This is a genomic window from Micromonospora echinospora, from assembly GCF_900091495.1.
Lineage (GTDB): Bacteria > Actinomycetota > Actinomycetes > Mycobacteriales > Micromonosporaceae > Micromonospora > Micromonospora echinospora.
In genome coordinates this window covers 4119721-4136088 of record NZ_LT607413.1, presented here as the reverse complement: position 1 = coordinate 4136088, position 16368 = coordinate 4119721, and the positions used below count along the sequence as shown (strand labels likewise).

General features: G+C 74.3%; 11 protein-coding genes. 5 read left to right on the top strand and 6 right to left on the bottom strand.

The window, feature by feature from the left end; genetic code table 11:
- Positions 1–48: 48 nt before the first annotated feature.
- Positions 49–588, top strand: a complete 540-nt coding sequence (locus GA0070618_RS18710; RefSeq protein WP_088982785.1) for a SigE family RNA polymerase sigma factor — start codon at positions 49–51, stop codon at positions 586–588.
- Positions 585–1913 (top strand): hypothetical protein, encoded by a 1329-nt coding sequence (locus GA0070618_RS18705; RefSeq protein WP_088982784.1) that lies wholly within the window; start codon positions 585–587, stop codon positions 1911–1913. The genes GA0070618_RS18710 and GA0070618_RS18705 overlap by 4 nt, the downstream gene beginning before the upstream one ends.
- On the opposite strand, the gene GA0070618_RS18700 is transcribed toward GA0070618_RS18705, so the two are convergent.
- Positions 1910–2305 carry an RDD family protein gene (locus GA0070618_RS18700; RefSeq protein WP_088982783.1) on the bottom strand — a complete coding sequence of 132 codons (396 nt, stop codon included), beginning with the start codon at positions 2303–2305 and terminating at the stop codon, positions 1910–1912. The genes GA0070618_RS18705 and GA0070618_RS18700 overlap by 4 nt on opposite strands.
- Positions 2306–2564: 259 nt before the next feature.
- Between GA0070618_RS18700 and glnA the strand changes: the two genes are divergently transcribed.
- Positions 2565–3989: a type I glutamate--ammonia ligase gene (glnA, locus tag GA0070618_RS18695; protein ID WP_088982782.1), complete on the top strand. Its 1425-nt coding sequence runs from the start codon at positions 2565–2567 to the stop codon at positions 3987–3989.
- Positions 3990–4081: 92 nt separating this feature from the next.
- On the opposite strand, the gene mptB is transcribed toward glnA, so the two are convergent.
- From mptB to GA0070618_RS18675, 4 genes are all read right to left on the bottom strand, one after another.
- Entirely contained in the window at positions 4082–5611 is a 1530-nt protein-coding gene (gene mptB / locus GA0070618_RS18690; protein WP_143740197.1) for a polyprenol phosphomannose-dependent alpha 1,6 mannosyltransferase MptB, read from the bottom strand.
- A gap of 69 nt (positions 5612–5680) precedes the next feature.
- On the bottom strand, positions 5681–7363 hold the full coding sequence (locus tag GA0070618_RS18685; protein ID WP_231931367.1) for a hypothetical protein: 1683 nt from the start codon (positions 7361–7363) through the stop codon (positions 5681–5683).
- Complete coding sequence (locus tag GA0070618_RS18680) at positions 7356–10337, bottom strand: bifunctional [glutamine synthetase] adenylyltransferase/[glutamine synthetase]-adenylyl-L-tyrosine phosphorylase (protein ID WP_088982781.1); 2982 nt, start codon at positions 10335–10337, stop codon at positions 7356–7358. Before GA0070618_RS18680 ends, GA0070618_RS18685 begins: the two co-directional genes overlap by 8 nt.
- Before the next feature lie 4 nt (positions 10338–10341).
- Entirely contained in the window at positions 10342–11109 is a 768-nt protein-coding gene (locus GA0070618_RS18675) for a type 1 glutamine amidotransferase (protein WP_231931366.1), read from the bottom strand.
- A 178-nt stretch (positions 11110–11287) separates the two neighbouring features.
- Between GA0070618_RS18675 and GA0070618_RS18670 the strand changes: the two genes are divergently transcribed.
- On the top strand, positions 11288–12163 hold the full coding sequence (locus GA0070618_RS18670) for a S66 peptidase family protein (protein ID WP_088982779.1): 876 nt from the start codon (positions 11288–11290) through the stop codon (positions 12161–12163).
- 164 nt (positions 12164–12327) lie between these two features.
- On the top strand, positions 12328–12765 hold the full coding sequence (locus GA0070618_RS18665; RefSeq protein ID WP_088982778.1) for a hypothetical protein: 438 nt from the start codon (positions 12328–12330) through the stop codon (positions 12763–12765).
- Between the two features lie 36 nt (positions 12766–12801).
- Here GA0070618_RS18665 and GA0070618_RS18660 read toward each other — a convergent pair whose 3' ends face one another.
- Positions 12802–16251, bottom strand: coding sequence for an NACHT domain-containing protein (locus GA0070618_RS18660; protein ID WP_143740192.1), 3450 nt, complete (start codon positions 16249–16251; stop codon positions 12802–12804).
- Positions 16252–16368: the final 117 nt, after the last annotated feature.

The window sequence follows — 16368 nt, the reverse complement described above, 5'->3', positions numbered from 1 at the left end:
CCCGCCACGAGGTAAACCCTCGGCGGGGCGCCGTCGTCTTTTCCGGTGATGGCTGACCTCGACGATCCCAACTCGGGTGGCACGGACTCGTTCGACGAGTTCGTCCGGACCCGCTCACCGGCGCTGCTGCGCTCGGCGTACCTGCTGACCACCGACCGGCACGCGGCGGAGGACCTGCTCCAGGACGTGCTGGAGCGGCTCTACGCCCGATGGCGGCGGGCCCGGGGCGCGCCGGACGCGTACGCCCGCCGGATCCTGGTCAACCGGGCCATCGACCGGTGGCGGTGGCGCGGGCGACGCCGGGAGGCGGCGCTGGCCGACCTGGAGGTGCCGGCGGCCGGCGACCACGCCGAGGAGGTCGTCGTCCGGCAGTTCGTGCTCGCCGCGCTGCGCACGCTGCCACCCCGGCAGCGCGCCGCCGTCGTACTGCGGTACCTCGACGACCTCTCCGAGGCGGAGACCGCCCAGGTCATGCGCTGCTCGGTGGGCGCGGTGAAGAGCCACACCGCGCGTGGGCTGGCCAAGTTGCGGAACGCGGTGCCGGACAGCTTTTCCCTCTCTCCGCAGACAATCAGGAGTACGCGATGACGAACGATCCTGACCAGGACGTCGTACGGCGGGCCCTGGCCCTGACCGCCGGGGCGGTCCGTCCACCCGCCGACCTGCTGGACCGGGCGCGGCGCGCCGGTCGACGCCGGGTCCGCCGGCACCGGGCGCTGGCCGGGGCGCTGGCGGTCCTGCTCCTGGCCGGTGGCCTCTCCGTCGCCGGGTACGCGAGCCGGCCGCCCACGGTGACGACGCCGCCTGCGGCGACCATCGGCGAACGACTGCTGGGCGGGCCCACCCGGGGCGACCTCGCCGACCACGCCGACTACCTGCGCACGGTGACCGACCTGCACGAACGTGCCCGGCACGACACGCCGCTGCGCGGACTGGGGGTGACCCGGAAGCCCGCCGGTCCGGCACACGTCACCTGGGCCGGGACGACCATGTCCGGGCGGGCGGCGGTGGTCGCCCAACGGATGCGGCTGGCGGAGGGTGACCGGGTGGTGCTGGTGACGTTCGTCGGCACCGGGGTGGACGGCCGGCCGGAGAAGGTGGGCGCCGACTTCTACGGTTCCGGTGACCGCACCGGCGGGCAGAGCGTGGCGTTCCTGGTCGGCCCGGAACGGTCCACGCTGGTGGTGCTCGACGTGGGAATCGAGGTGGAGTACTCGCTGAACCGTACGTACACCGCCGACAAGGTGACCCGCGAGTACTGGCAGCCGGTGCGGTTCACCGACGGGGTCGCGCTGATCACCACCATCGGGCCGCAACGGAACCGCTGGACGGTGGCGGTCCGGGAGCGCGCCGGTGCGTACCTGGGCATCGGGAACCTGACCGACCCCGAGGAAACCACCCCGCAGCAGGGCTGGCTGGGGTGGCGTCGCCCGGCGGACGCCGACCACCCGGCTGCCGAGCCGGCATACCTGGTGCTCGGTGAACGCAAGGGGACGGTCGACCTGCCGGACATCGCCGAGAGTCGCCGGATGTTGGCAAAGGCGCTCGGTGAACACGAACCGCAGTCCCCTCCCTGGTTGGGGATGGACTGGATCGCGGTGGGCCGGACCTCGGCCGGGGCGGACCTCGTCGCCGGAGACCTGCGAATGGGCACCGATCCGGTGCGTACGCTGGTGCGCCTGCATCAGCCCGGTACGGCTCCGGTGGTCGTGGTGGGCCCGGTGGTGGATCCGGCGGGGCCGGTGGTCGTCCGGCTCCCGGACCGCCGGGGGTGGCTGGTCGTGCGGCCCGGGGCCACGCTGAGCTGGTCCGACGGGCGCGGCGACTGGCAACCGGCCGGGCGGGACGGGGCGGTGCTGCCCGCCGGGGCGACGCAGGTCCGGGTGGGTACGGTCCCCGTCCGGCTCGGCTAGGCCGGGCGAGGGGCCGGGGCGATCACCGAGCCGGCGAGGCGGTCGTGGACGCCCCGGCGCTTGTCATCCATGATCAGGGCCGGCACGACCAGGGCGAGCAGCAGGCCGCGCAGCAGCGCCCGGCCGATGCCGATCCGGCCCCCGTCGGTCCAGGACAGGCAGCGGATCCGGGTGACGTACATGCCCGGGGTCTGGGCGAAGAGGCCGAGGAAGAAGGCGTACTCGACGACCAGCACCAGCACCGGGGCCCAGCCGTCGGTCAGCGGGTCGGCGAAGAAGTTCGACACCAGCAGGCAGAGCACCCAGTCGATCACCAGCGCGCCGAAGCGGCGGCCCAGACCGGGCGGGGTGAAGTCGGGGTCGGTGGCGGGCGGCACCGGGCGGTGGGACATGCTCACAGCAGCCAAGGCTAGTCGGGGCGGAAACCCGGGCGACGGGGACGTCGATCGGCGTTACCGGACGGCCCGGGTGGGTATCGTCCGATCGGGGACAAGAAACGGCTCGACGGCGCGCCACACCGACCCTCACCGGCACGAAAGAGCAGCCAGAGCGGGTCGTAACACGGCAGAAACAGTAAGGACATGGCCGAGCAACCCCCCGGCCATAGCGTCGCCAAGCAGCCAGCCACCCGTGGACGTGCCAGGAGGACGTGTGTTCGCCAATCCCGAGGAACTCCTGCGATACCTCAAGAACGAGGACGTGAAGTTCGTCGACGTACGGTTCTGTGACCTGCCCGGCGTGATGCAGCACTTCAACCTGCCGGTCGAGTCCGTGGACGACGCATTCTTCACCGAGGGCCTCGCCTTCGACGGGTCGTCGATCCGGGGCTTCCAGGCGATCCACGAGTCGGACATGCTCCTGCTCCCGGACGTCGCGACCGCCTTCATCGACCCCTTCCGCGTGCAGAAGACCCTCGCGCTGAACTTCTTCATCCACGACCCGTTCACCCGTGAGGCGTACTCCCGGGACCCGCGTAACGTGGCGAAGAAGGCCGAGGCGTACCTCGCGGCGAGCGGCATCGCCGACACCGCGTACTTCGGCGCCGAGGCGGAGTTCTACATCTTCGACTCGATCCGCCACGAGACCTCCGCGCACCAGTCGTTCTACTACATCGACTCGATCGAGGGCGCGTGGAACACCGGCCGCGAGGAGGCCGGTGGCAACCGTGGCTACAAGACCGCGTACAAGGGTGGCTACTTCCCGGTGCCGCCGGTCGACCACTACGCCGACCTGCGGGACAGCATCGTGCGCCGGCTGGTCGACAGCGGCTTCACCGTGGAGCGCTCGCACCACGAGGTGGGCACCGCCGGCCAGTCCGAGATCAACTACCGGTTCTCCACCCTGCTGCACGCCGCCGACCAGCTCCAGCTCTTCAAGTACATCGTGAAGAACGAGGCCTGGGCCAACGGCAAGACCGCGACCTTCATGCCGAAGCCGCTCTTCGGCGACAACGGCTCCGGCATGCACACCCACCAGAGCCTCTGGCTGAACGGCGAGCCGCTGTTCTACGACGAGACCGGCTACGCCGGACTGTCGGACACCGCCCGCTGGTACATCGGCGGTCTGCTGCACCACGCGCCGTCGCTGCTGGCCTTCACCAACCCGACGGTCAACTCGTACCGCCGGCTGGTGCCGGGCTTCGAGGCCCCGGTCAACCTGGTCTACTCGCAGCGCAACCGCTCCGCCTGCACCCGGATCCCGGTCACCGGCAGCAACCCGAAGGCCAAGCGGGTCGAGTTCCGCGTGCCGGACCCGTCGGCCAACGTCTACCTCGCCTTCTCGGCGATGATGATGGCCGGCCTGGACGGCATCAAGAGCAAGATCGAGCCGCCGGCGCCGATCGACAAGGACCTGTACGACCTGCCGCCGGAGGAGTGGGGCGACGTCAAGCAGGTCCCGGGCTCGCTGCCCGAGGTGCTCGACGCCCTTGAGGCCGACCACGACTACCTGCTCGACGGCGGGGTCTTCACCCCGGACCTGATCTCCACCTGGGTGGAGTGGAAGCGGGCCAACGAGGTCGACCCGGTGCGCCTGCGCCCGACCCCGCACGAGTTCGCCATGTACTTCGACTGCTGACGCGGTCGACAGCTCGTCGTGGAAGCCCCCGGGAGTGCTCCCGGGGGCTTTCCCGTACACCGGGCGGCGGGGTGCGTCGGCCGTCGCGGGCCTCAGGAGGTGGTTGCAGGGGACCCCTGCTCATCAAAAAGCGGTAACAGGGGTCCCCTGCTACCACCAGAAGAGCGGGTGGCGCGCACGGCCAGCCAGAGCACCAGGACGGTCATCAGGATCGCACCGGGGGCCTTGGTGAAGCGGGCCAGGTTGGTGCCGTCGGGCAGGGTGAGGAAGGACGCCACCGCGCAGGGCAGCAGGAACCAGGTCGTCCGGGTGGCAGCCACCGCCAGCACCGCCAACGGCCAGACGGCGTACCAGGGGTGGAAGACCGGGGCGAGGGCGACCGTGGCGGCCAGGGCCAGTCCGGCGCCGGCGAGCGCCACGCGGGGCCGGGCGGCGGCCAGCCGGGCCACCCGCTGCCGGACGCCGTTGAGTCGGCGCAGGCCCTGCCAGGCGCGGAGCCAGACCACGACCAGCAGCACCGCGAGCAGCACCACCGCGACCGCCCGGACCACCGGCACCGCGTTCGGGTCCCGGCCGAGCAGCCCGCCGGCGTAGTCGACGGTGAACCCCACGGCGGTCGGTGGGGACGTCCACTGCTCGGAGTCGCCACTGCGGGTCAGCCCGCCGATCCAACCGAATCCGAGCCCGGAGGCCGCCGACGTGGCCAGCAGGGCGGTCACCGCACCGGCGACCACCCAGAGCCCGTCGCGCAGCAGCGCCCGGAAGGTGACGATGCCCGCCACTGCGGCCAGGGCCGCGAACGGCAGCACCACCAACGCGGTGACCTTCACCGCCACGGCCAGCCCGAGCAGCGCCCCGCCGAACAGCAGGCGGGGCCGCTGCCCGGGGTGCCGGACCACCAGCAGCAGCCCGGCCAGCAGCAGGCCGACCATCACCGCGTCGTTGTGTGCCCCGGCGACCAGGTGCACGCCGACCAGTGGGCAGGCCAGCACCAGCCAGACCGCCCGCCGCGCGGGCACCCCGGCGGCGCGGGCCAGCCCCGGCAGGCAGGCGGCGGCGAGGAGCACCCCGAGCACGGCGACCACCCGCAGCAGCGCGACGGTGCCGAGCAGCGAGCCGCCGAGCGCGGCGGCGGCCCCGGCGAGCAGCACGAAGACCGGCCCGTACGGGGCGGCGGTGTCCCGCCAGATCGGGGAGATCGCGTCCAGCCAGGGGCAACCGGCGGCGGCCACCCCGCCGGCGTACGGGTCGCCGCCGGAGGCGTACACCCAGCCCTGGCAGGCGTACGAGTAGACGTCGCGACTTCCGGTCGGCACGGTGACCAGCAGCGGCAGCGTCCACAACCCGGCGGTGAGGTACGCCCAGCGCGTCGACGGGACGGCGTGCCGGGCCGCCCACCAGGCCCCGACCAGTCCGGCGGTGCCGGCCAGCCAGGCGGTGAGCAGCACCGGGCCGTGCTCGCCGCGCCAGATGGAGACCGGGTTGACCCCACCGGTGAACTCCGGGAAGACCCCGCCGAGCCAGGAGGCGACGGCCAGCAGCACGGCGCCGGCGAGCCCGCCCCAGCGCACCAGCCGCAGCCGCCCGGCACCGGGCGGGACGGTACCGCGAGCGGCGGACAGGCCGGTACCCCGACCGGTGGACAGGTGGTCGGCGGATGCGCCGTCCCCGTCCTCGGTGCTCGGCGTCACTCAGCATCCTCCCCGGGGGCGCAGTGAACTGGTCAGCCGGTACTCCCCCGCACCGTCGACCCGGACCGTGACCCAGTCGTCCGGACCTCGGGCAAAACAGCCGTCCGGCCCCTCCAGGCTGAGCCACCGGGACCACCGGACGCGGACCAGCAGGTCACCGGCGTCCGCCGGGGCGGTGAACCGCACCTGGCCCGGGTCGGAGGCGACCAGCCGGCCGGGGGCGGCCACCAGCGGCGTCGGGTCGGTGACCGCGTAGAGCCGCCAGGTGTCGTCGCGCCACACCTCGGTCAGGTACGGCAGCCCGCCGGCGACCAGGTCGGCCTCCTCCCGGGCCCAGCGGTCCGGCACGCTGTCCGAGGCGAACGCGACGTACTGCACGGCGGTGTGACGCAGCCACTCGGCGTACGTGTCGGCGTCCAGGCCGGTGCGGTAGAACAGCGCGTTGCGGTCGGTGTCGACCTGCCGTTCCCAGCCCCGGGCCAGGGGCACGGTCGACGGCAGGTACGCCGACTCCCAGTGGTCGCGCAGCGGCACCACCTCGACCCGGCCGACCGGGGCGCGGCGGGCCAGTTCGTCGGCGAGCGGCCGGTAGAAGGCGGCGGACGACTCGGGCGAACCGGCCCGTCCCAGGTCGGAGGTCATCACCGGGTTCTGCCACCACACGGTGGCGGCGAGCAGCGCGGCCAGCCACCCGGTGGGCAGCGTCGCGTAGCCGGCCAGCGCGGGCAGCGCGAAGAGCATCGGCAGCCGCAGCGCGTTCGACCCGATCGGGGTGGGCAGGTAGTACGCGGCGACCAGCAGCAACACGGCCAGCGCGGCCCCGGTCCGCAGCACCCGGCGTCGCCGGGGCAGCACCGCGAACACCAGCACGGCCAGCGCCACGTTGATCCGCATCGACTCGGCGGTGTACGGCTGGGTGCCGCCGTTGCCGAAGAGCACCGCCATCGGGGCGAGCGCGACGGCCGGCGCGAAGCAGAGCGTCAGCGCCTCGCCGAGAGGCCGGTCGATCCGCCAGCCGCCGGGCAACGGCCGCCCCGGACCGGTGCCGGGCCGCAGGGCGGCCAGCAGCAGCGCCGCGCCGGCCACGCCGGTGAAGAGTCCGGCCACCGGGCTGGCCCAGGTGGCGAGGGCGGCGAGCAGCGCGGCCAGGGTGAGTCGCAGCGGGCGGGACGGCCGGTCGGCGGAGACCGCGACCAGGGCGGCCAGCCCGAGGGCCAGCCCGACGGCGAAGGTGATCCGCCCACTGGCCAGGTTGCCGACCAGCACCACCGCGCCGAGCAGCCCGGCCAGCAGTGGTCGCCGGGCCCGGTGCCGGACGAACAGCCAGCCGAGCGCGGCGGCGGAGGCCACGGCGGCGACCGCGCCGACCACCCGCACCCCGAACAGGGCGCCGAGTCCGGCGGTGAACAGGCTGTAGCCGAACTGGTGGACCCCGCCGTACCAGCCGAGGTCGACGGGCGCGAAGCCGTGCCGGTCGACGAAGTCGGCGCGGGCGACCTGGGCGGCCAGGTCGGTGCCCAGCGGCGGGGCGAGCAGGAACACCACCGCGAGCAGCAGTCCGGCCCCGGTGACCAGCAGCGGGACCGGCAGCCGGGGGCCGGAGGCCGGTGCGGTCGACGTCCGGGGGGCGGCGACACGGGCGGAGGACGCCGTGGCTGTCGGGTGCGGCACCGGCTCAGGCATCGAGGACGTGTTCCATGGCGGTGCGGCAGCGCCGGGCGGTGCGGAGGTACTCGTCGAGGAACTCGCCCGGGTCGTCCGCGCCGAGCAGTTGCACGACCCCGGCCAGTTCCACGCCGTGCCGGGGCAGCTGGTCGCCGTCCCGGCCCCGGACCAGCATCAGCGCGTTGCGGACCTGCGCGGCCGTCGTCCAGCCGGCGGCCATCGCGGCGGCGTCGGCCGGGTCGACCAGTCCGGCGTCGCGGGCGGCGGCCAGCGCCCCGAGGGTACGCGTGCCGCGCAGTTCCGGATGCCGGCCGGCGTACCGGAGCTGGAGCAGTTGCACCGCCCACTCGACGTCGGCGAGCCCGCCCCGACCGAGCTTGGTGTGGGTGGCCGGGTCCGCGCCCCGGGGCAGCCGTTCGGTCTCCACCCGGGCCTTGATGCGCCGGATCTCGACGACCTGTTCCCGGGTGAGCCCGTCGGCCGGGTGACGCACCGGCTCGATCATCTCCTCGAACTCGCCGCCGAGGTCGGCGTCGCCGCAGACGAACCGGGCCCGCAGCAGCGCCTGCGCCTCCCAGACCCGCGACCAGCGGGCGTAGTACTGGGCGTAGGCGGCGAGGCTGCGGACCAGCGGGCCCTGCCGCCCCTCCGGGCGCAGGTCGGCGTCCACCCCGAGGGCCGGGTCGGGCGCGGGCATGCCGAGCAGCCGCCGCAGTTCCTCGGCGATGCCGCGCGCGGCGGCGCTGGCGGCGCTCTCCTGCACCCCGGGCGGGGCGTCGTAGACGAAGAGGACGTCGGCGTCGGAGAGATAGTTCGACTCGTACCCGCCGAGGCGACCCATGCCGATCACCGCGAACCGGAGTCCGGGCACGTCCGGCCGGGCGGCCCGGGCAATGCGCAGCGCGGCGGCGAGGGTGGCGTCGGTGACCGCGGCCAGGGCCGCGCCGACGGCGCTGACGTCCGGCGGGGTCTGCCGGGCCGCCTTCGGGGCGAGCGAGCCGGCCCGGCTGAGCACGTCGGCGCAGGCGAGCCGGACCAGTTCGCGGCGACGCAGCGCGCGGACCGCGCGGGTGGCCTCCACCGGGTCGGTGTGCCGGGCCGCCGCCGCGGTGAAGCCCTCGCAGAGCACCTCGCGGGGGCGCGGGGTCAGCTCGCTCTCCTCGGCCAGCAGCCGCAGCGCCTCCGGTTCCCGGGAGAGCAGGTCGGTGGCGTACCGGGACAGCGACAGCACCCGGGCCAGCCGGCGGGCCACCGGGCCCTCGTCGCGCAGCACCCGCAGGTACCACGGGGTGCTGCCGAGTTTGTCGGAGACCTGGCGGTAGTTGAGCAGCCCCCGGTCCGGTTCCGGGGCGTCGGCGAATTCGCTGAGCAGCACCGGCAGCAGGGTGCGCTGGATGGCGGCGGTGCGACTCACCCCGCCGGTGAGGGCCTGGAGGTGGCGTAGCGCCCCGGCCGGGTCGGCGAAGCCGAGGATCTCCAGCCGGTTCCGGGCGGCCTCCGGGGTCAGCCGCAGTCCGTCGGCGGGGACCCGGGCCACCGACTCCAGCAGCGGCCGGTAGAGCAGCTTGGCGTGCAGCCGGCGTACCTCGGTGGCGTGGGTGACCCAGTCGGCGCGGAACGCCTCGACGGCGCTGCGTCCCGGCGTGGCGGTGTAGTCGAGCGCGGCGGCGAGCCAGCGCAGCCCGGCCGGTTCGGCCGGCACGGTGTGGGTGCGGCGCAGGCCCTGGAGCTGGAGACGGTGTTCGACGCCGCGCAGGAAGCGGTACCCGCGCAGCAGCCCCTCGCCGTCGGCGCGGCCCACGTAGCCGCCGGCGACCAGCGCGCGCAGCGCCGGGATGGTGCCCGGTTCGCGCAGCGACTCGTCGCCCCGGCCGTGCACCAGTTGCAGCAGCTGCACGGCGAACTCGATGTCCCGCAGCCCGCCCGGACCGCGCTTGATCTCGCGTTCCAGTTCCTTCGGCGGGATGTTCTCGATGATCTTGCGACGCATCGCGCGGACGTCGGAGACCGCCTCCGGGCGTTCGGCGGCCCGCCACAGCAGCGGGGCGAGCTGGTCGATCCACTCCTGCGCCAGGGCCAGGTCACCGGCGGCCGGGCGGGCCTTCAGCAGTGCCTGGAACTCCCAGGTGCGCGCCCAGCGGCGGTAGTAGGCGAGGTGGCTGCCGAGGGTCCGCACCAGCGGCCCCCGGTTGCCCTCGGGGCGCAGCGCGGCGTCCACCGGCCAGGCGACCAGTCCGCAGACGTGGATCAGCCGGGTGGCGATGGTGGTGGCGACGGTCAGGTCGGCGTCGTCGTCGGCCACGAAGATCACGTCGACGTCGGAGACGTAGTTCAGCTCGCCGCCGCCGCATTTGCCCATCGCCACCACGGCCAGGCGGGGCACCGGCGTGCCCTCGGCCAGTTCGCCGACCGCGATGTCGTAGGCGGCGGTGAGGGTGGCGTCGGCGAGCGCGGAGAGCGCCGCCATGGTCTGTTCCAGGGCCCGACCGCCGGTCAGGTCGGCCGCCGCGATCCCCAGCAGGGCCAGCCGGTACGCCGCGCGCAGCGCCGGGATCGGTTTGCCCTCGCCGAGCGGGCCGAGCCGCCCGTCGGCGGTGGGGGCGAGCCCGTCGCCGGCGGTGGCGAGGACCCGCCAGTGGTCCGGGTTGGCGACGAGGTGGTCGCCGAGCGCCGAGGACGCGCCCAGCACCGCGACCAGCCGGCGACGCAGCCCCGGGTCGGCGTGCAGCGCGGCCAGCAGGGCCGGCTCCTCGGCGGTCCGCCGTTCGGCCTCGACGATCCGGTGCAGCTGGCGCAGGGCCAGGTCCGGGTCGGCGGCCCGGGACAGCGCGGTCAGCAGTTCGGTGGCCGGCGCGTCGGCCGGTTCCTGCGACTCGGGCCGCCAGAGGCCGAGGCCGTCCGGGCCGAGCAGGTCGGCGGCGCGCACGCTCCCGTCGTCGCCGCTGCCGAATCCGTACCGGGCGAGGCGGTTGGTCCTGGTGGATCTGGTCATGCGCTCAGTGCCCGAGCAGGGGCAGGGTGGGCCGGGGCGGTTCGTCACCCAGCTCGCCGAGGGCCAGCGCGGCGAAGCGGGCGGCGAAGGGCTGCCAGACCTCCTCGATGTCGGCCATCACCGCGTCGCAGGCGGCCACCACCACCTCCGGGTCGTAGCCCAGCTGGGCCAGCAGCGCCGAGTCGGCGGCCCAGGTGGCGATCATGGCGGTGTCGCACTCGATGTGGAACTGGAAGCCCCAGGCCCGGTCGCCCATCCGGAACGCCTGGTGCGGGTAGCGGGTGGAGGCGGCCAGCAGCGTCGCGCCCCGGGGCAGCTCGGTGATCTCGTCGACGTGCCACTGGATCACGTCGGGGATCAGCGGCACGTACCGGAAGAGCGGGTCGGCCTCGGCGGCGTCCCGCTTGCCGACCACGCACGGGCCGACCTCGGGGCCGGACGGGCTGCGCACCACCTCGCCGGCGTGCGCGGTGGCGAGGAGCTGGCCGCCGAGGCAGATGCCGAGGGTGGGCACCCGGTGGCGTACCGCCTTGCGCAGCAGCCCCTCCAGGGCCGGGAACCAGGGCGCGCCGGGTGTGCCGTCCGACCCCGGGTACGGCTGCTGTTCGCCGCCGAGCACCACCAGGGCGGCGTACCCGTCGAGGTCGGCGGGGAGGTCGTCACCGGCGTACGGGCGCAGGACCCGCAGCTCCAGCCCCGCCTCGGTCAGCCACTCCCCCAGGCGTCGGGGGTCGTCGGTCGGGTCGTTCTCGATCACCAGCGCGGTTGCCACGACGTCGAGGCTATCGGGTGGCCCGTGCCGCGCCGGACAGGCTCCGTCGCCGTGGCACACGTCCGCTCCGTCCGGCTGTGCCGACCGGCGACACGGTCGCGGGCTAGGCTCTGCCGCTGTGAGCCGTACCCCCGACGACGTGGTCCGCCCGCCCGCCCTGCGCCCCGGCGACACGGTCATGCTGGTGTCGCCGTCCGGGCCGACCCGGCCGGAGCGGCTGGCCCGGGGCGTCGAGCTGCTCACCGGCTGGGGGCTGCGCCCGGTGCCGGCCCCGAACGCCTACGCCCGACACGGTTACCTGGCCGGCGCCGACGAACTGCGGGCCGCCGACCTGAACGCCGCGTTCGCCGACCCCGAGGTCCGTGGGGTGATCTGCACCCGAGGCGGGTACGGCGCGCAGCGTGTGGTGGACGCGATCGACATGGCCGCCGTGCGCCGGGACCCGAAGGTGGTGGCCGGGTTCTCCGACATCACCGCGCTCCAGCTCGCGCTCTGGCGGGGCGCCCGGCTGGCCGGGGTGCACGGGCCCGGGGCGGCCTGGCGGGACGAACGCACCCCGCTGCGCTCGGCCGAGTCGCTGCACGCCGCGCTGACCACCACCGAGCCGGTCACCGTGGCCGCCGACCCGGCCGAGGAGACCTTTCCGGTCCGCGTGCCGGGGCGGGCCACCGGGACGCTGCTCGGCGGGAACCTCTGCCTGGTCGTCGCCTCGCTCGGCACCCGGGACATGCCGGACCTGATCGGGGCGGTCCTGCTGGTCGAGGACGTGCAGGAGCCGCCGTACAAGGTGGACCGGATGCTCACCCAGCTCCGCCGGGCCGGGGCGTTGGACGGCCTCGCCGGGGTGGCGGTCGGCCAGTTCACCGACTGTGCCGACGGCTGGGACACCAGCGTGGCCGACGTCCTGACCGACCGCCTCGGCGACCTGGGCGTCCCGGTGCTGGGCGGGCTGCCGATCGGCCACGGTCCCGGTCAGCTCACCGTCCCGGTCGGCACCTCCGCCACCCTTGACGCCGAGACCGGCACCCTGACCGTCGCCCCCGCCGTCCGCTGAGCCTCGCTCCCGCTGCCCGAGTGTCCGCTTTCCGGCTCGGCGTCGGATTCGCCGGGAACCGGTCCCGCAACTCTCAGCGGAATGACAGGCTCGCCACGGGTGACCCCCAGCAATTCCGGTCACCGTCGTCGAGTCCAGGTCACACCCGAGCAGCAGGAGGAAGCATGGCCAGGAAACACCTGATCGCCGGGCTCGCGGCAGCCGGCGTACTCGGGCTGGGGGTGGCCGCGCCGGCGGTCGCCTTCGCCGAGAACGGCGAGACCACGCCGAGCCCTCGTGCCACCACCAGCGAGGACAGGGGCACCCAACGGGCCGACCGGCAGAACGCGTTCGCCGAGGCGCTCGCCGAGGAGTTGGGCGTGCCCACCGACAAGGTGACCGCCGCCCTGGAGAAGGTGCGCGAGGAGCGTAAGGGCGACCGCCCGGAGCGTGGCGGGTGGCGCGGTGGCGACGCCGCCGACCGGCAGGCCGCGCTGAAGGAGCGGCTGGCCAAGGCCGTCAAGGACGGCAAGCTCACCCAGGAACAGGCCGACGCGATCACCGCGGCGATCGAGGCCGGGGTGTTCCCCGGCGGCCACCGGGGCGACCGTCCCGGCCGCTGACCCGCCAGGCGGTGACGCCGCCGTCCGTTCCCCGCGTCAGCGGGGAACGGACGGCGGCTCGCCGGTGTGCGACTCCGCGTCCCGCCCGGTTCCCGACTCCGCCTGTCGCCTGCGTCGCGGACCCGGTGGTCCGTCGGTCCGGCTCCCGCTCCCCGTGAGGAGGGACTCCAGTACCCACGGCCACGTCACGGCGGGCATGACGGCGTCCGGTACCGCCAGTCGGCGCAGTCGTTCGACCAGGTCGGGACGGGCCTTCGCGAGCCACGGCGTCAGTCGGACGACCTCCGACTCCGCATACCGGTAACTCCGGCGGTTCAGCTCGGTAAGCCGCACGTGCGCCTCGGCCAGCAGCATCTCGAACTGCGGATTGATGTCGACCGGCATCCGGTCGGGCAACGTGTCGAGCAGGCCGGCCAGGATCTCGTCAGCCTCCGGGTCACGGCCGAGGAAGGCCAGGCAGCAGCGGACGAAGGAACAACCGCTGACGACGTCCCAGCCCTCGACACGTCCGAGGTAACCGAGCACCCGCGCCGCGTCGCGCGGCAGGATCACCGGGTCCGTCGCGAGCCGGTCGAGCAGGAGGGTCACCAGTCGGGTTCGCTCCCGGACGGGCACGGCCATCGCGGCGTCCACCACCGACAGGTAGCGCTCCTCCTGGCCGACCCGTTCTCCTCCGGACAACGGTCCCACCCACATCCGGAGCAGGACGTGCAGCGCCGACCGCCAGCCGGACCGACCGTGGACGACCAGCTCGGGCGGTACCGGGGCGTCCTCCAACAACGGCTCCAGTGCGTGCAGGATGAGAGCCTCGTTGCCCGTCCAGCACTCGAAGTGGGCCCGCTGCCCGATGGGCAGGCCCTGCACACCGAGGTAACCCGCCCCGTTGCGGTTGCGGTCGGCGTCCAGCCGAAACGTCCAGACGAGATCCACCGGCTGCCAGTCCGGGGTGGCGAGCCGGAGGCGGAAATCGCGCTGGACAGGGCTGACGACGTGCCGATCGAGGGCGATCGCGCCGAGCAGGCCCTGGTACTCGCTCTGGGAGAGCTGTGACCGCCAGAGCTGGGTCTGCGGTCGCCAACGGTAGCTGGGGTCCTCCGGGTCCGGCAGGAGGTCACTGCCCCAGATCTCATCGGCCACGCAGATGCTCAGCACGAGCAGGTTCGCGCTGTACACGGCGTCCCGCGCCGGCACCGGAAGCGGCCGGGGCGTGTACTGCTCGAAACGGCGGGGTGGACGCGGGTCGGGCACGGCCCGGAAGAGCCGGAGCAGCACGTCGGTCGCGTCCGCCCGGCGGTCGGTGTCCCACGACTGGAGCAGTTCGGTGAGGAAGGCGACGACCGGCGCGCGGTCGGTGAGCGTGGCGAAGGAGAGCAGCGCGGCCAGCGGATCGTCGTCGACGTCCGGCCGTAGGCTGCTGGCGGCAGCGACGGCGGTCAGGTCGCGCAGGACCAGGGCGGCCGTCCGGGCGATCAGGAACTCACCGAAGGTGGCGTGCAGGAACTCGTACGTCGCCACCCGCCGGTCGTTCCGGGTGGCCTGGGACCGGTGCACGAAGAAGAATCGCCCGAGCACAACCTCGGCGGCGCGCAGCGGCGCCCGCAGGTCGCTGCCGCCACGCGACGTCGGCGGTCCCCCCAGGAAGGGCAGCGCGGCGAGGTCCGCCTCCAGGTCGTCCTCCGTGACCCACTGGACGCCCCGGTTGAACATGCCGAACGCCACCACCGCGAGCCGGCGCAGTTCCTCCTCGGTGGCCCGGTCCCGCTCCCGTTCGGTGAGCCCCGGTCGGTGCTTCTCCACCTCGCGCCGGGCGAAGCTGCGCAGCAACCGCTCGTACAGCTCGCCCCGCCGCAGCCCACCGGCGGCGCGCAGGTCGTGGCCGGCGGCGGCGTAGAGCGCGAGCATCAGCAACAGCAGCGGCTGCTCGGCCAGTTCCCGGTGGGCGAGCACCGCCTCCGGTGCCAACGGCTCGACGCCGAGCGGGCCGAACCGCTCGGCGTTGACCCGGTTCCAGGTCGCCACCCAGCGGCGTACCCGGGGCTCGTCGAACGGTTCCAGCCGCAGCGCGACCGTCTCCGGTGGCGGGGTGGCCCGGTCGGCGACGCTGGTGCGGGTGGTGACCAGCACCGCCACCGGCCGGCCCAGCTCGGCCTCCCGACGCTGGAAGCGGGCGACCCGCAGCAGGTAGTCGGTCTGGGTCACGCCGGTGGCCTGGAGCAGCTCGTCGAAGCCGTCGAGGAGCACCACCGGCAGCGCGTCCCCGGCGGAGCGGACCAGCGCCGGCCAGTCCAGCCGTTCCCCGGTGTCGTACCGGATCGCCTGTTCGATCTGGTCCTGGAGGTCCGCCTCGACGGTCACCTCGCGCAGCGGCACCCGGACCGTCAGGAAGTCGGCCGGCGGGAGCTGGGCAGCGAGCACCCGGGTCAGCACGGACTTGCCGGAACCGGGCTGGCCGAGCACCAGCAGCGGCGCCCGGGTGGCGACCGGCGAGGTCAGGTGGCCGGTCAGGATGTCCGCCAGGTCGTCCCGGACGTCCTGGCGGGCCCACCACTCCTCGTCGCTGGGCCGGGCCGCCCCCTGGCCCAGGACCGCCACCCGGCACCGGGGCGGCACGTACGCCTCGCCGAGCAGGGGCACCCGGAGGCCGTCCGGGGCCTCCGCCGACTCGACGATCGGCCGGTCGAGTTTCGCCCTGTGGGCCCGGGCCAGGGCGACCCGACGGTCGTCCGGCAGCCGGCCGGTGGAGATCCCGGCGAGCACTCGGTGCAGCTCCCCGAGCCCGGCGGCGAGCTGCCGCACCTCGTCCCGGGTGGCCTGGTGCTCGTGCAGCCCCGCCCAGTACGCCACCTCGGGGAAGTCCGTCGCCAACGCGGTGAGCAGGTCCCGGTGCCGCGCCACCGCCTCGGCCGGCAGGCGGCCCACCAGGTCCTGGAAGGCCTGCTGCGCCGGGGCGGGCAGCCGCTCCCAGGCGGCCAGACCGGTCACATGCTCGACCAGGCGGGTGCCGAGTTCCTGGTAGTGCTCGCCGAGCGCCCGGCGCAGTTCGGCGTAGGGCAGGTGGGCGCCGGGCGTCCGGTCCGCCACCGTGAACATCTGCGCGACGACCGTCTTGAGCTGCCCGGCGCCGCCGCCGGCCAGGGCGAGCTGCTCGGCCTTGTCGATCGCCAGGTCGGCGAAGGCGAACGGCAGGTCTGCCTCGTCCAGCACCTCGAAGAAGGCGGTCACCGCGATGACCGCGTGCGCCGCCTCCAACCGTTGCGTCCGGCCGTACCGGGACAGGCCGGAGCGCTGCTCGGAGAGCTGCCGCAGCAGGTCCCGGCCGAGCCGGACGAGTTCGCCCTTGGCGTCGAAGAGACTCAGCAGCGCCGGCACCGGTCCCGCGCCGGCGAGCAACGTCCACCCCGCCAGCCGGTCGAACGCCTCGACGAACCGACTCCGTTCCCCGCCGAGCAGGCGTACAGCGTCGGCGTAGGTGAGCACATCCGGCACGACGTCCCTCCCCTGACTCTCCGCCACCAGCATGCCGGACCCACGCGTCCGGTCGGTCGCGACAGCCCGGAATCTTGGACAGTTACCGTCCGAATAGAACGGTAACTGTCCAAGATT

Excerpts from the sequence above, each read along its gene's own strand:
- GA0070618_RS18705 (WP_088982784.1), top strand. The coding sequence starts at position 585 with ATGACGAACGATCCTGACCAGGACGTCGTACGGCGGGCCCTGGCCCTG.
- GA0070618_RS18685 (WP_231931367.1), bottom strand. The coding sequence starts at position 7,363 with ATGCCTGAGCCGGTGCCGCACCCGACAGCCACGGCGTCCTCCGCCCGT.
- GA0070618_RS18680 (WP_088982781.1), bottom strand. The coding sequence starts at position 10,337 with ATGACCAGATCCACCAGGACCAACCGCCTCGCCCGGTACGGATTCGGC.
- GA0070618_RS18710 (WP_088982785.1), top strand. The coding sequence starts at position 49 with ATGGCTGACCTCGACGATCCCAACTCGGGTGGCACGGACTCGTTCGAC.
- GA0070618_RS18665 (WP_088982778.1), top strand. The coding sequence starts at position 12,328 with ATGGCCAGGAAACACCTGATCGCCGGGCTCGCGGCAGCCGGCGTACTC.
- GA0070618_RS18670 (WP_088982779.1), top strand. The coding sequence starts at position 11,288 with ATGCTGGTGTCGCCGTCCGGGCCGACCCGGCCGGAGCGGCTGGCCCGG.
- GA0070618_RS18700 (WP_088982783.1), bottom strand. The coding sequence starts at position 2,305 with ATGTCCCACCGCCCGGTGCCGCCCGCCACCGACCCCGACTTCACCCCG.